The organism is Streptomyces sp. LS-MS-L19 (assembly GCF_058382285.1).
In genome coordinates this window covers 5,152,842-5,166,734 of sequence record NZ_JBYCLL010000001.1, presented here as the reverse complement: position 1 = coordinate 5,166,734, position 13,893 = coordinate 5,152,842, and the positions used below count along the sequence as shown (strand labels likewise).

Here is a 13,893-nt window from a genome sequence, read left to right as displayed (position 1 = left end):
GGCCCTCTCCTCAGTACGCCAGAGCGCGGTCGACGGCGTCCAGCACCCGGTCCAGGCCCGGCAGGTACTCCTCCTCCAGACGCGCCGGCGGATAGGGGGCGTGATAACCGCCCACCCGCAGCACCGGCGCCTCCAGGTGGTAGAAGCAGCGCTCGGTGATCCGGGCCGCGATCTCCGCGCCCGAACCGAAGAACACCGGCGCCTCGTGCACCACCACCAGCCGACGGGTCTTCTCCACCGACGCCTGGATCGCATCGAAGTCCAGCGGCGAGACCGAGCGCAGGTCCACGACCTCCAGCGACCTGCCCTCCTCGGCCGCCGCGTCGGCCACCTCCCGGCACAGCTTCACCATCGGACCGTAGGCGACCAGCGTCAGGTCGGTGCCCTCGCGCACCACCCGCGCCTTGTGCAACGGCCCGGGAATGGCCTCGGTGTTGACCTCGCCCTTGTCCCAGTACCTGCGCTTGGGCTCGAAGAAGATCACCGGGTCGTCGCTCTGGATGGCCTGCTGCATCATCCAGTACGCGTCCGACGCGTTGGACGGCGAGACCACCTTCAGGCCCGCCACATGCGCGAACAGCGCCTCCGGCGACTCACTGTGGTGCTCGACCGCGCCGATGCCGCCGCCGTAGGGGATCCGCACGACCACCGGCATCTTGACCTTGCCCAGCGACCGCGCGTGCATCTTCGCCAGCTGGGTGACGATCTGGTCGTAGGCCGGGAACACGAACCCGTCGAACTGGATCTCCACCACCGGCCGGTAACCGCGCAGCGCCAGACCGATCGCGGTGCCCACGATGCCCGACTCGGCGAGCGGGGTATCGATGACCCGCTCCTCGCCGAAGTCCTTCTGCAGCCCGTCCGTCACCCGGAACACACCGCCGAGCTTGCCGACGTCCTCGCCCATGACCAGGACCTTCGGGTCGGTGTCCAGAGCACGCCGCAGCGACTCGTTGATCGCCTTGGCCAGAGCCATCTTTTCCGCTGCCATGATCAGGCCCCTTCCCCATCCGCGAACGACGCCTGATAGGCGGCGAACCCGGCCCGCTCCTCGTCCACCAGCGCATGCCCGTCCGCGTACGCGTGCTCGAAGATCGCGAAACGGTCCGGATCGGGCATCGCCCGCACCGCCTCACGCACTCGCCTGCCCAACGCCTCGGACTCGGCCTCCAGTTCCGCGAAGAATCCCTCGTCCGCGTGGTTTGAGGACTCCAGGTACCGGCGAAGGCGCAGGATCGGGTCCTTCGCCTCCCACGCCTCGCGCTCCTCGTCGGCCCGGTACTTGCTCGGGTCGTCGGAGGTGGTGTGGGCGCCCATGCGATAGGTGTACGCCTCGACGAGCGTCGGCCCCTCGCCGTTGCGGGCCCGCTCGAGTGCCCACTTGGTGACGGCCAGGGAGGCGAGCACGTCGTTGCCGTCCACGCGCACGCCCGGGAAGCCGAAGCCCTGCGCCCGCTGGTAGAGCGGCACGCGGGTCTGCTTCTCGGTCGGCTCGGAGATCGCCCACTGGTTGTTCTGGCAGAAGAACACGACCGGAGCGTTGTAGACGGCGGAGAAGGTGAACGATTCGGCCACGTCGCCCTGGCTGGAGGCACCGTCGCCGAAGTAGGCGATGACCGCCGAGTCGGCGCCGTCCTTGGCCACGCCCATCGCGTAGCCCGTGGCGTGCAGCGTCTGGGAGCCGATGACGATCGTGTAGAGGTGGAAGTTGTTGCTGTTCGGGTCCCAGCCGCCGTTGTTCACCCCACGGAACATGCCGAGCAGGTTGGTCGGGTCGACCCCGCGGCACCAGGCCACGCCGTGCTCACGGTAGGTCGGGAAGACGTAGTCGTCGTCGCGCAGCGCCCTGCCGGAGCCGATCTGGGCGGCCTCCTGGCCGAGCAGCGAGGCCCACAGGCCCAGCTCGCCCTGGCGCTGGAGGGAGGTGGCCTCGGCGTCGAAGCGACGGGTGAGCACCATGTCGCGGTAGAGGCCGCGGAGCTCTTCCGGGGTGATGTCGGCGACGTACTTGTCGTACTCGGCGTTCTTGACGCGCTTGCCCTCGGGCGTCAGCAGCTGAACCAGTTCGGGCTTGGTGCTCGGGGACTTCCTCGTCCCGGCGCTGCGTCGCGGCTTGCGCGCGGCAGTGCTCTCCACGGTCACGTGTGCTCCTCCGTCGGTCCGGCCCCCGGGGTTGCCGGGTACCAGTGCGGCTCACCTGTTTCCGACACCCTTGGCACGGGGTGGGTGCCACTCGGCCGGAACAGGCGTGACAGGTGCCCCGGCGAGCGCCCTGCAAGAATCACGTTACCCAGTGCTCCACATTTCTGTGAAACCCCCTTTGACCTGCGATTTTGCTTGGATTTCCAAGTAAATCGGGAAAGGGTCGAAGGGGTGCTGGTCACAGCCTTGCAGGAGGCCGGAGCAACGGCACGTTATCCCGTCCACCCTGGTCACCGGAAGAGTTTCCGGGTTTGACTTGCCGAGTGCGCAAAGAGGGAAATCAGCGTATTTCTTCTCGCCGGCCATGAGCTCGTCCGGCGTGGCGTGCGCGCGCCGCACGAAAGTCCCTTCCCGTGCACACCGTGAACGAATATGACTTTCTGTGACAATGCCCAGCTCACAGGGGTGCCCCGTGCCCTAGCATCTGGCGCGTGCCGCGCTCTTCTGTACCACCCCTGATGCCTCACGCGCCCCCGCTGGGCGCTCTCCTCCGTCAGTACTCCGCCGGATCCGCCCTCACCTGCGACCCCGTCGACCAGGGGCTCCTGAACCGCGGCTACCGGCTGTGCACGACGCGCGGCCGCTATTTCCTGAAGCACCATTTCGACCCCGAGACCGCCGCCCCGGAGGCGATCGCCCGCCAGCACCGCGCCACCCAGCGCCTGGCCGACCTCGGCGTCCCGGTCGCCCCACCGCTCCCCGCCCACGACGGCCGCACGGTCGCGGTCATCGGCGGCCACGCCTACGCCCTCCACCCGTGGATCGACGGCCGCCACCGCCACGGCGCCCAGCTCACCACCGCGCAGTGCGCGCGCCTCGGCGCACTGCTGGGGGTGGTGCACGCGAGTCTGGAGCGGGTGATGCCGGTCGGGCGCGCCACCCCGCCCCACCGCGCGCCGTCCCGCACCCCTGGCGCCCACGTCGAGGATCCGCACGCCCCCGGCGCACCCGTCACCACGGGCCCACTCACCACTACCAACCCACCCGTCACCACCGGCCCACTCGCGACCATCAACCCACCGGTCACCACCAGCCCACCCGTCCCAGCCCGGTCCGGCGTCCAGAGCCGACCCTCCCCGCGCACCAGGACCTCACCCTCGGGACCGGCCCGCGGCGACGCCGGCGCCGACCCCGCTGTCACCTTCGCCGTCATCGACGACCTCCTCGCGCGCGTGCGCCGGCACCGGCCCGCCGACTCGTTCGACGAACTGGCCCGGCACCGGCTGCTGGAGCGGCGGGCGCTGCTGGAACAGCACGTGGGGCGGCGGCCTCCGCACGGCGGCCCCGTGGGGTGGGTGCACGGGGACTTCCACCCCTTCAACCTGCTCTACCGGGGCGACGCACCCGCCGCGATCGTCGACTGGGACCGGCTCGGCGTGAAGCCCCGCGCCGAGGAGGCCGTACGCGCCGCCGCGATCTTCTTCGTACGGCCCGCGGGAACCCTCGACCTGCCGAAGGTGCGGGCGTACGCGCGCGCGTACCGGCGTACGGCGGGGGCCACGCCCTCGGAACTCGCGGCGGCCGTGCACCGCGTGTGGTGGGAGCGCCTCAACGACTTCTGGATGCTGCGCTGGCACTACGAGCGCGGCGACACCCGCGCCGACCCCCAGTTCCCGGCCGCCTCGGCCCTGGTGGTGTGGTGGACGCGGGAGTACGACGCGGTGTGCGACGCGTTCGCCGGCTGACGTCAGCGCCGTACGGCCCGACAAACGGCACGCGCGCGTGCGGCCCGTTCAGGACCCACGCGCGCGTAACGGTCGCTCAGGAGTCGTCGTCTCCGCCAGTGGGACCCGAGATGACGCCACCGCCACCGGTCGGCTCCCCCGTGTCGGTCGGCTCCGCCGTGTCCGTCGGCTCCGCCGTGTCCGTCGGCTGTGTCGCCGTCTCGGTCGGCTGGGTGGGCGTGGGAGAAGGCGTGTACGAGGGCGTGTACGACGGGGTGTAGGACGGCGTGTAGTTGGAGCCGCCCGAGCCGCTGTCGTCGGTGGACGTGTCGGTGGAGTCGTCCGTCGCCGTCTCGCTCGGCGTCTCGCTGGCCGACTGGTCGTCGGTGGACTGCGAGGTGGTCGCCGTCGGGGAGGTCTTGGTGCCGCCACCGCCCCCGCCACCGCCACCGTTGAGCGCCAGCGCGACTCCCGCCGCGACCGCGATCACCGCGAGGACGGCCAGGATCCACAGCTTGCCGCGGCCGCTGCCCCGGTTGCCGTGTCCTTCGAAGCCGCCCTCGTCCCCGCCGCCGTAACCGGAGGGCAGGATCGGCTGCGGGATCTGCGTGGTGCCGGAGGCGTCGCCGGGGTGCGGCAGCACGCTGGTGCTCGCGAAGCCCGCGGCGGCCGCGCCGCGGCCGTCGTGCACCGTGACCGGGCCGGTGTTCCAGGTGCCGGTGTGGCCGCCCTGGTCGTACAGCATCTGCAGGCCGTACTGGACGAGCCCGCGCATCTCCTCGGCGGTCTGGAAGCGGTCGTCCGGCTCCTTGGCGAGCGAGCGCATGACCAGGCCGTCCAGCTCCGGCGGGACCGCGTCGGAGACCTGCGACGGAGGCGTCGGGATGTCCTGGACGTGCTGGTAGACGACGGAGAGCGGGGTCTCGCCGGTGAACGGGGGCCGCAGCGCGAGGAGTTCGTAGAGGAGACAGCCCGTCGCGTACAGGTCGGAGCGGTGGTCGACGGCCTTGCCGAGCGCCTGCTCGGGGGAGAGGTACTGCGGGGTGCCCATGACCATGCCGGTCTGGGTCATGGTGGTGGACGCGCCGTGCAGGGCGCGGGCGATGCCGAAGTCCATCACCTTGACCGCGCCGTTGTGCGTGATGATCACGTTGGCGGGCTTGATGTCGCGGTGCACGATGCCGTGCTGGTGCGAGTAGGCGAGCGCCTCCAGGACCCCGGAGACGATGATCAGGGCCTGCTCGGGCCCGGGTGCCTCGGCGTTGATCAGCAGGTCGCGGATCGTCCGTCCCTCGACGATCTCCATGACGATGTACGGCACCGACTGGCCGCCCACGTAGTCCTCGCCGGAGTCGTACACGGCGACGATCGCGTGGTGGTTGAGGCCGGCCACGGACTGGGCCTCGCGCGTGAAGCGGGCCTTGGAGGTCGGGTCCTCGGCGAGGTCGGCGCGGAGCAGCTTGACCGCCACGGTGCGTCCGAGCCGTACGTCCTCGGCCGCGAACACCTCGGCCATACCGCCCCGGCCGAGTCTGCGGGTCAGCCGGTACCGGCCGTCCCCCACCAGTCCGCCGTTACCCCACAGCTCCGGCGCATCTGACATTCCGCCGCCAGTCGCCTCGGGGTCGGACGGGCCCTGAGCGCGCTGCTGCTGTGCCATCGGTCCTCGCCGTCGTTTCTGCCCGCGGTGCGCGCGGTGTTGTTACGGTCTCCGTCGGCCACGCTACAGCCTTCGCGCAAGCCGCCGGTCCGGGATGAGCCCGGGGGCCGGTCCGAGACGGACCGGCCATCAAACCTGTAATACGTCTCGGCGTGCAAATCCTGTGTACCGGCCGTGGGGCGCCTGTAACGCCCGCGCGCCCCTTCTTTCGCGTACGGTCACGGAACGGGCACCGGGTCCGACGGTTCGACGGCACGGCCCCGGGCGGGGATCCGTGTCCAAGGTCACGGAGAAAGAACCCGAACGAGCGCTTCGGGCAGGCGACATGAAGGGCCCGACAGCGTCGGCTGCCGGGCCCTTGTCGGATCGGGGGTTACAGGTACGGTCCGCCCGAGCGGCCGCCCGCGCGCGGGTCGGCGCCGTCCTCGTGGCCGCCGACGCCCGGCGGGAGGGCGCGGCGCATCGACTCCAGCTGGGCCCGCGCGGCCATCTGCTGGGCGAACAGGGTGGTCTGGATCCCGTGGAAGAGACCCTCCAGCCAGCCCACCAACTGGGCCTGCGCGATCCGCAGTTCCGCGTCGCTCGGGGTGGCGTCGTCGTTGAAGGGCAGGGAGAGCCGCTCCAGCTCCTCCACGAGCTCCGGGGCCAGCCCGTCCTCCAGCTCCTTCACCGAGCTGGAATGGATCTCCTTGAGGCGGGCCCGGCTGGCCTCGTCGAGGGGAGCCGCGCGCACCTCTTCGAGCAGCTGCTTGATCATGCTGCCGATCCGCATGACCTTCGCGGGCTGCTCGACCATCTCCGTGACCGGAACCTCGCGGGAGTCCTCGTCACCCCCGCCGCCCAGTGCCATCCCGTCCTGACCCACGACCAGGATCTGGGGGCTTTCCGGCGAACCTTCGTTCCTCGGCATCTCCATGCCGCCATTCTCTCGCACCCGTACACCTCACCGGTGGGGTGCCCCCGGTGAGCGCTGATCCACCGTTCCCGGAGCAGATCGACACCAGCGCCTCTTCCGGAATGCCGGTTTGTTGCCGTAATGCCAGTCTTGTCCCGTGACTCCCTGGCTGCACGCGACGGTACTGGCGCTCGTGGTGGGATCCAGCCCGGCCGTCCTGCCGCCCGGCGAATGGCCCACGGGCACGATCCGGCCGTACGACACCGAGCCCCGGCCCCTGCGCTCCACCAGCGCCTCGATCGCGCCGGGCGCCTTGTGGTCGTCGCCGCCCCCGGGGCTCCCCGTGCCGACGTACGGGCCGGTGCACCGACCGGCACAGGGCTCTGCACCCCGGGGCACCGCCGCACCGGCCCGGAGCGCCTCCCCCTCCAACCGGGCGCCGGACCATGGGCCACGGCACACCCCCGTGAGCCCGCCGCCTCCCTCACCCGATCGCCCCTCGGACTCCGCGCAGGCCCACGGCCCCCGCCACTCCTCGCCGTCGCCCTCCCTGGCTCCCTCCCCCTCCGCCGCCACCCCCTCCCGGGCCGGCAGCCGGGCCGGTGAGGGGCGGGAGCGGCCGGGGCGGCGGGACGAACCGGTGACGGAGGACGACGACTCCACCAGCGAGGACTCCACCAGTACCGAAGGCACCGGTACCGACACCGGTGACGGTGACCTCGCCGCCGTATCGGAGCCGCCGCACAGCACCGCCGCCGCCTCCGCGCCGCGGCGCGCGGCGCAGACCGCGGCCAAGGTGTTCATCCTGCCGCTCGGCACCGGCCTGGTGCTGATCGGTCTGGGGCTCGGGCTCGCTCTGTTCGCCCTGCGGTTGCGCCGCGGTTAGGAGGTGACCAGCAGGACCTTGCCGATGTGCCCGCTCTCCTCGACGACCCGGTGCGCGGCGGCCGCGTCGCTCATCGGCAGCTCCCGGTCGACGACGGGACGGATGTGCCCGGCGTCCAGCAGCGGCCACACATGCTCCCGTACGGCCGCCACGATCGCCGTCTTCTCGGCCGCCGGCCGCGCCCGCAGCGAGGTCGCGCTGATCGCGGCCCGCTTGTTCAGCAGCGCGGCGATGTTCAGCTCGCCCTTGACGCCGCCCTGCATGCCGATGATCGCGAGCCGCCCGTTGACGGCGAGCGCCCTGACGTTGCGGTCGAGGTACTTCGCGCCCATGTTGTCGAGGATGACGTCGGCCCCGGCCCCGTCGGTCGCCTTCTTGACCTCCTCGACGAAATCCTGCTCGCGGTAGTTGATCAGGACGTCCGCGCCGAGCTCGGCACATCGGTCCAGCTTCGCCCGCGTGCCCGCGGTCACCGCGACCTTGGCCCCCACGGCCTTCGCGAGCTGGATCGCCATCGTGCCGATGCCGCTGGAGCCGCCGTGCACCAGGAGCGTCTCGCCCGGGCGCAGGTGGGAGACCATGAACACGTTCGACCAGACCGTGCAGACCACCTCGGGCAGCGCGGCCGCCCGCGTCACGTCGATGCCCTTGGGCACGGGCAGCAGCTGCCCGGCCGGTACCGCGACCTTCTCGGCGTAACCGCCACCCCCGAGCAGCGCGCACACCTCGTCGCCCACGGCCCAACCGGAGACCCCGGGGCCGAGTGCGGCGATCCGTCCGGAGCACTCCAGGCCGGGGTAGGGGGAGGCGCCGGGCGGCGGGTCGTAGAAGCCCTGCCGCTGCAGGATGTCGGCGCGGTTGACGGCCCCGGCCACGACGTCGACCAGCACCTCCCCCTCACCGGCCACGGCATCCGGCACCTCGCTCCAGACCAACGCCTCGGGCCCACCGGGTTCAGGAATCGTGATCGCATACATGGGCTGGACGCTACCCGCACCCACCGCGGCAGACCCACGATCCGGCCCCAGCCCGAATTTCATGTGCGTCACCGATGAGTTTGCGCGACGGTAAAGGTCTCCCCATGCGTAGCCCAAGCACGCGGAAGGAACCCCGCCCATGAGCCAGCACACGTCACCCCTGGCGATCGAGACCGCGGGCCTCGTGAAGACGTTCGGTGAGACCAGGGCCGTCGACGGAGTCGACCTGGCGGTGCCGGCCGGCACGGTCTACGGCGTCCTCGGCCCGAACGGCGCCGGCAAGACCACCACCGTGAAGATGCTCGCCACCCTGCTGCGCCCCGACGGCGGCGAGGCCCACGTCTTCGGCCACGACGTCGTCCGCGAGGCCGACGAGGTCCGCGGCCGGGTCAGCCTCACCGGCCAGTACGCCTCCGTCGACGAGGACCTCACGGGCCTGGAGAACCTGGTCCTGCTGGGCCGTCTCCTCGGCCACCACAAGAAGGCGGCCCGCGTGCGTGCCGGTCAGCTCCTGGAGGCCTTCGGACTGACGGAGGCCGCCGGAAAGCAGGTCAAGCACTACTCGGGCGGCATGCGGCGCCGTATCGACATCGCCGCGTCCATCCTCAACACCCCCGAGCTGCTCTTCCTCGACGAGCCGACCACCGGGCTCGACCCGCGCAGCCGCAACCAGGTCTGGGACATCGTGCGCGCGGTCGTCGCCCAGGGCACCACCGTGCTGCTGACCACGCAGTACCTGGACGAGGCCGACCAGCTGGCCTCCCGGATCGCCGTCATCGACCACGGCAAGGTGATCGCCGAGGGCACCAAGGGCGAGCTGAAGGCCTCCGTGGGCGCCGGCACCGTACATCTGCGGCTACGGGACGGCGAACGGCGGCCCGAGGCGGCGGAGATCCTACGACGGTCCCTGGACGCCCAGGTGCAGCTGGAACCGGACACCGTCGCGCTGACGGCCCGGCTCGGCTCGGCGGCCGGTGACACGGCGGCCGAGCAGGCCTCCCGGGCCCTCGCGGAACTGGCCCGCACCGGCATCACCGTCGACAACTTCTCGCTGGGCCAGCCCAGCCTGGACGAGGTGTTCCTCGCCCTCACCGGACACCCCACCGACGACACCGACGCCGAGGAGATGGCGGCATGAGCACCGTGACCCGGACAGAGGCGAAGGACCTCGCCCCCGTCAGTGCCGAGTCGCTGGCCGCGCTGCTCGTCGCCGGGGAGCGGCCGCCGCGCCCGAGCGCGCTGTCGGCGTCGCTGACCTTCGGCTGGCGGGCCATCCTCAAGATCAAGCACGTGCCGGAACAGCTCTTCGACGTCACCGCGTTCCCGATCATGATGGTGCTGATGTACACGTACCTGTTCGGGGGTGCCCTGGCCGGCTCCCCGAAGGAGTACATCCAGTTCCTGCTGCCCGGCATCCTCGTCATGTCGGTCGTGATGATCACGATGTACACCGGGGTCTCGGTCAACACCGACATCGAGAAGGGCGTCTTCGACCGGTTCCGTTCGCTGCCCATCTGGCGGCCGTCGACGATGGTCGGCTATCTCCTCGGCGACGCGCTGCGCTACACCATCGCGTCGGTCGTGATGCTCACCGTGGGCATCATCCTCGGCTACCGCCCGGACGGCGGCTTCGCCGGTGTGCTCGCCGGGATCGCGCTTCTCGTGGTCTTCTCGTTCGCGTTCTCGTGGATCTGGACGATGTTCGGGCTGCTGCTGCGCACCGAGAAGTCGGTGATGGGCGTCAGCATGATGGTGATCTTCCCGCTGACCTTCCTGTCCAACGTCTTCGTGGACCCGAAGACGATGCCGGGCTGGCTCCAGGCCTTCGTCAACAACAGCCCGATCACCCATCTGTCCTCAGCGGTGCGCGGGCTGATGGCGGGCGACTGGCCCGCCGACGAGATCGCCTGGTCGCTGGGGTGGGCGGGCCTGTTCGTCGCGGTCTTCGGGCCGGTCACCATGCGGCTCTACAACCGCAAGTGATCCGCATCCGGTTCCGCCACCGCACGTGATCAGCTCGACGGCATCGGGGGGAGCGGGCGCGCGTCGGGTGCCACCTGGGTACCCGGCGACGCCCGCACGATCGTGATCAGCCGGTCCGTCAACTCCAGTGTCCCGACGGCCGGATCGTCGTAGCCGAGCACCCGGTGGCCGCGCAGGACACTCACCACCAGGTCGTCCGTCTCCCGCGGCTTCCGGCCCACCTCGGCCTTTATGACCGGGCGTTCGACGATGTCGAGCCCGCTGCCCTGCTGGATCAGGTCCTCCATCACCATGCCGGCCGCGGGACTGAGCACCGAGAGACCGAGGAGGCGGCCCGCCGCACTGGCGCTGGTGATGACCGCGTCCGCGCCGGACTGCTTGAGCAGGGGCGCGTTCTCCTCCTCGCGCACCGCGGCCACGATCTTCGCGGCCTTGTTGAGCTGCCGGGCCGTCAGCGTCACGAGCACCGCCGTGTCGTCCCGCTGGGTCGCGATGATGATCTTCCGGGCCTTGTGCACCTCGGCCCGCTTCAGCACCTCGCTGCGCGTGGCGTCCCCTATGACCCCCGCGTAGCCGTCGGCGGTCGCGGCCTCGATCGCCTTGCCGCTGGGGTCGACCACCACGACCTGCTCCTTCTTCAGTCCCGTCGCGCAGACGGTCTGGATCGCGGAGCGGCCCTTGGTGCCGAAGCCGATCACGACGGTGTGGTCGCGCAAGGTGGACCTCCAGCGGTTGAGTCGCCATTCCTCCCGGGTGCGTTCGGTGAGAACCTCCAGCGTCGTGCCGACCAGGATGATCAGGAACAGCACACGCAAGGGCGTGATGACGAAGATGTTGGTGAGCCGGGCGGCGTCGCTGACCGGGGTGATGTCGCCGTATCCGGTGGTGGAGAGCGTGACCGTCGCGTAGTACCAGGAGTCGAGGAAGTCCACGGACCGGTCGGAGTTGTCGTTGTAGCCGTCGTGGTCGGCGTAGACGATCAGTGCGGTCGCCGCCAGGACCAGCAAGGCCATCAGCACCCGCTTGGCGACCTGGCGGAACGGGTGCTCCACCACCTTGCGCGGCAGCTTCACCTTGTGGGTCACGAGATGCTCGTCCGCCTGGCGGGCGATCGCGTCATGGCCCGGAAGTTTCACGTGAAACACACCCCGATTCCGGCGGACGCCCAGGGCAGATCGAGCAGTTCGGCCTCCTGCCCGGCCCGGGCGCCCCCGGGCGGTACGACGGCGAGGGCGTCGGCGGCCGCGATGCCCCGCAGCATGGCCGGGCCGTTGTAGTGCAGCGGGACCGCGCTGTCGCCGCGCAGGACGACCGGGATGAGCCGGGTGTCGTACGGGTGGCCGTGCGCCTCGTCCCGCAGGGGCAGGGTGTACGGCTCCGGGGCCGGGCGGGCGGCCAGGGTGCGCAGCAGCGGCTCGGCGAGCGTGAGCAGGCCCGAGACGGCCGCCAGGGGGTTGCCGGGCAGGCCGACGAGGTGCTGGTTCTCCTTGGTGCGGGCCAGCAACATGGGGTGGCCCGGGCGCACCTTCACCCCGTCGACGAGGAGCTCGGCGCCGATGCGCCCGAGGACGGGGTGGACGTGGTCGACGGGACCGGCCGCCGTGCCGCCGGTCGTGATGATCACGTCGGCCGTGGAGCCGGTGACCGCCTGGTGCAGGGCTTCGGCGGAGTCACCGAGCCGCCGTACGGCGGTGACCTCGGCGGCGAGCGCGCGCAGCCAGGGCGGGAGCATCGGGCCGAGGGCGTCCCGGATCAGGCCGTCGCGCGGGGTGCCCTCGGTGAGCAACTCGTCGCCGAGGACGAGGACTTCGACGCGGGGGCGGGGGACGGCGGTGAGGGTGTCGTAGCCGGCGGCCGCGGCCAGGCCCAGGACGGCCGGGGTGACGAGGGTGCCGGGCGGCAGGAGCTGGTCGCCGCTGCGGCACTCCTGGCCGCGTGGGCGGATGTCCTGGCCGTGCGCCACCTCGCGGAGGGCGTGCAGCCGGCCCTTCTCGTCCAGCTGTCCGTGCTCGCTGCGCAGGACGGCGGTGGTGTCCGGGGGGATGCGGGCGCCGGTGGCGATCCGGGCCGCCTCGCCGTCGGCCAGGGGGGCCGGCTCGGCGTGCCCGGCCAGCACTCCCTCGTCCCGTACGGCCCAGGGGCCGGGTCCGGAGACCGCCCAGCCGTCCATGGCCGAGGTGTCGAAGGAGGGGAGGTCGGTGAGGGCGTCGAGGGGCGCGGCCAGGGTGAGGCCGAGGGCGTCGTCGAGCCGTACGGACACGGGGGCGCGGCGGGCACCGCGGGTGAGGGCGCGGGCGGCCCGGGCGGCGGTCGCGCGAGCCTCGGGCCAGGGGGTGGCCTTGTGGTGGGCGTCGGGGCGGTGCCTGGTCGGCGGCCGCTGCTCGTGTCCCGGCGAGTGGGCCGAGCCGTGTCCAGGGGTGGGCCGCGGCCCGGGCCCGGCGGCCGGTCCGCCCGGTGCGGGCACCTGGTCGCCGGGGGTGCGGTCGTGGTCGTCCCTCACGAGGGCCAGCGCCTCCTCGACGTCGAGCTCGTCGGCGTCTTCGGCCCGCCCGGCGCTCTCACCGGTGCGCAGGGACCGGGCGGTCATCCGGCGTCCGGGCGGGCGTCGGGGGCGGCGGCCGACGTCTCGCCGGGCTTGGTGTCGGTGTCCTCTTCGGCCTTTTCGGCCTTTTCGGCCTCCTCGGCCCAGCGCAGGGCCAGGGCCGCGGCCTTGCGGGAGGCCTCGGCGACCGCCTGGGCATCACCGCCCGCGCGCGCGGCCGCGTAGCCGACGAGGAAGGTGGTCAGCGGGGCCGCCGGCCTGGCCACGCCGTGCGCGGCGTCCCGGGCGAGGTCGAGCAGCACGCCGGTGTCGACGTCGAGGTCGATGCCCAGCTCGTCCTTGACTGCGGAAATCCATTCATCCAACACGTGCTCATGCTCCCTGATCCGTGCCCTGGCGGTGGCGATGTCGTCCCAGGTGTCGCAGTCGAAGGACGCGACGGGGTCGGGGACGCGGGTGAGGTCGAGCGCGCCGGTCAGCCGGCGCAGGGGGAGGCCGGCGAGGGTGCCGTGCTGCTTCGCGAGCGCGGCGAGCTCGATGCGCAGCGAGGGCACGCGGTACGCGGCCACCAGCGGCTGGTCACGGCCGTCGGCGTCGGTGAGCAGCACGCCGTCGGCGCCCCCCGTGCGCAGGACGGTCAGCAGCAGCCGTACGGTGCCCTCCTGGAGGAAGGGCAGGTCGGCGGAGAGCACCAGGACGTGCCGGGCCGTGGTGTGCCGCAGACCGGCGTCCAGGGCGGCCAGCGGGCCGCCGCCGGGCGGGTCCTCGCGGGCCCAGGTGATCTCTCTGGCCGAGGGGCGGGGGTCGGCGACGACGACGGTGGTGCGGGCGTCGGGGCAGGCGGCGAGGACGCGGTCGAGCAGGGCGCGTCCGCCCACCCGCACCGCGGGCTTGTCGGCGCCGCCGAGCCGCCGGGCGGCGCCCCCGGCGAGCACGACCACGTCGTACGCGGCTTCGATCCCGGGGGTGCCCGGTGTGCCCTGGGTGTCCTGGGGCTCATACGCGGTCACCCCCCGAGTATGCGTGCCGTCGCGATCACAGGGAACGATCGGGCCGCGTCGCGATCCGCGTGTACGGCCGCGGG

12 protein-coding genes are annotated in these 13,893 nt (G+C 71.9%); 4 read left to right on the top strand and 8 right to left on the bottom strand.

Features of this window, described 5'->3' with window-relative positions; genetic code table 11:
- Positions 1–10: 10 nt before the first annotated feature.
- Both AC2XR2_RS23130 and pdhA read right to left on the bottom strand, forming a co-directional pair.
- Positions 11–991 carry an alpha-ketoacid dehydrogenase subunit beta gene (locus tag AC2XR2_RS23130; RefSeq protein WP_330265693.1) on the bottom strand — a complete coding sequence of 327 codons (981 nt, stop codon included), beginning with the start codon at positions 989–991 and terminating at the stop codon, positions 11–13.
- 2 nt (positions 992–993) lie between these two features.
- Positions 994–2,142, bottom strand: a complete 1,149-nt coding sequence (gene pdhA, locus AC2XR2_RS23125; RefSeq protein ID WP_381299770.1) for a pyruvate dehydrogenase (acetyl-transferring) E1 component subunit alpha — start codon at positions 2,140–2,142, stop codon at positions 994–996.
- Between the two features lie 518 nt (positions 2,143–2,660).
- Between pdhA and AC2XR2_RS23120 the strand changes: the two genes are divergently transcribed.
- On the top strand, positions 2,661–3,887 hold the full coding sequence (locus AC2XR2_RS23120; RefSeq protein ID WP_491516174.1) for a phosphotransferase: 1,227 nt from the start codon (positions 2,661–2,663) through the stop codon (positions 3,885–3,887).
- Positions 3,888–3,963: 76 nt separating this feature from the next.
- On the opposite strand, the gene AC2XR2_RS23115 is transcribed toward AC2XR2_RS23120, so the two are convergent.
- Positions 3,964–5,526 (bottom strand): protein kinase domain-containing protein, encoded by a 1,563-nt coding sequence (locus tag AC2XR2_RS23115; protein WP_491516173.1) that lies wholly within the window; start codon positions 5,524–5,526, stop codon positions 3,964–3,966.
- A 373-nt stretch (positions 5,527–5,899) separates the two neighbouring features.
- On the bottom strand, positions 5,900–6,442 hold the full coding sequence (locus AC2XR2_RS23110; protein ID WP_330265697.1) for a bacterial proteasome activator family protein: 543 nt from the start codon (positions 6,440–6,442) through the stop codon (positions 5,900–5,902).
- 136 nt (positions 6,443–6,578) lie between these two features.
- On the opposite strand from AC2XR2_RS23110, the gene AC2XR2_RS23105 reads away from it, so the two are divergent.
- Positions 6,579–7,307 (top strand): hypothetical protein, encoded by a 729-nt coding sequence (locus AC2XR2_RS23105; RefSeq protein ID WP_491516172.1) that lies wholly within the window; start codon positions 6,579–6,581, stop codon positions 7,305–7,307.
- Here AC2XR2_RS23105 and AC2XR2_RS23100 read toward each other — a convergent pair.
- Positions 7,304–8,284 (bottom strand): NAD(P)H-quinone oxidoreductase, encoded by a 981-nt coding sequence (locus AC2XR2_RS23100; RefSeq protein WP_381299773.1) that lies wholly within the window; start codon positions 8,282–8,284, stop codon positions 7,304–7,306. The two genes, AC2XR2_RS23105 and AC2XR2_RS23100, sit on opposite strands and share 4 nt — an antisense overlap.
- Before the next feature lie 139 nt (positions 8,285–8,423).
- Between AC2XR2_RS23100 and AC2XR2_RS23095 the strand changes: the two genes are divergently transcribed.
- Positions 8,424–9,422 (top strand): ATP-binding cassette domain-containing protein, encoded by a 999-nt coding sequence (locus AC2XR2_RS23095; RefSeq protein WP_491516171.1) that lies wholly within the window; start codon positions 8,424–8,426, stop codon positions 9,420–9,422.
- Complete coding sequence (locus AC2XR2_RS23090; protein ID WP_491516170.1) at positions 9,419–10,267, top strand: ABC transporter permease; 849 nt, start codon at positions 9,419–9,421, stop codon at positions 10,265–10,267. The genes AC2XR2_RS23095 and AC2XR2_RS23090 overlap by 4 nt, the downstream gene beginning before the upstream one ends.
- Positions 10,268–10,296: 29 nt before the next feature.
- Here AC2XR2_RS23090 and AC2XR2_RS23085 read toward each other — a convergent pair whose 3' ends face one another.
- Genes AC2XR2_RS23085 through AC2XR2_RS23075 form a run of 3 tightly spaced genes read right to left on the bottom strand, consistent with a single transcriptional unit; the run spans position 10,297 to position 13,819 of the window.
- Positions 10,297–11,403: a potassium channel family protein gene (locus tag AC2XR2_RS23085; protein ID WP_491516169.1), complete on the bottom strand. Its 1,107-nt coding sequence runs from the start codon at positions 11,401–11,403 to the stop codon at positions 10,297–10,299.
- Entirely contained in the window at positions 11,400–12,854 is a 1,455-nt protein-coding gene (locus AC2XR2_RS23080; RefSeq protein ID WP_491516168.1) for a molybdopterin molybdotransferase MoeA, read from the bottom strand. Before AC2XR2_RS23080 ends, AC2XR2_RS23085 begins: the two co-directional genes overlap by 4 nt.
- Positions 12,851–13,819, bottom strand: coding sequence for an NTP transferase domain-containing protein (locus AC2XR2_RS23075; protein ID WP_491516167.1), 969 nt, complete (start codon positions 13,817–13,819; stop codon positions 12,851–12,853). The genes AC2XR2_RS23080 and AC2XR2_RS23075 overlap by 4 nt, the downstream gene beginning before the upstream one ends.
- Between the last annotated feature and the right edge of the window lie 74 nt (positions 13,820–13,893).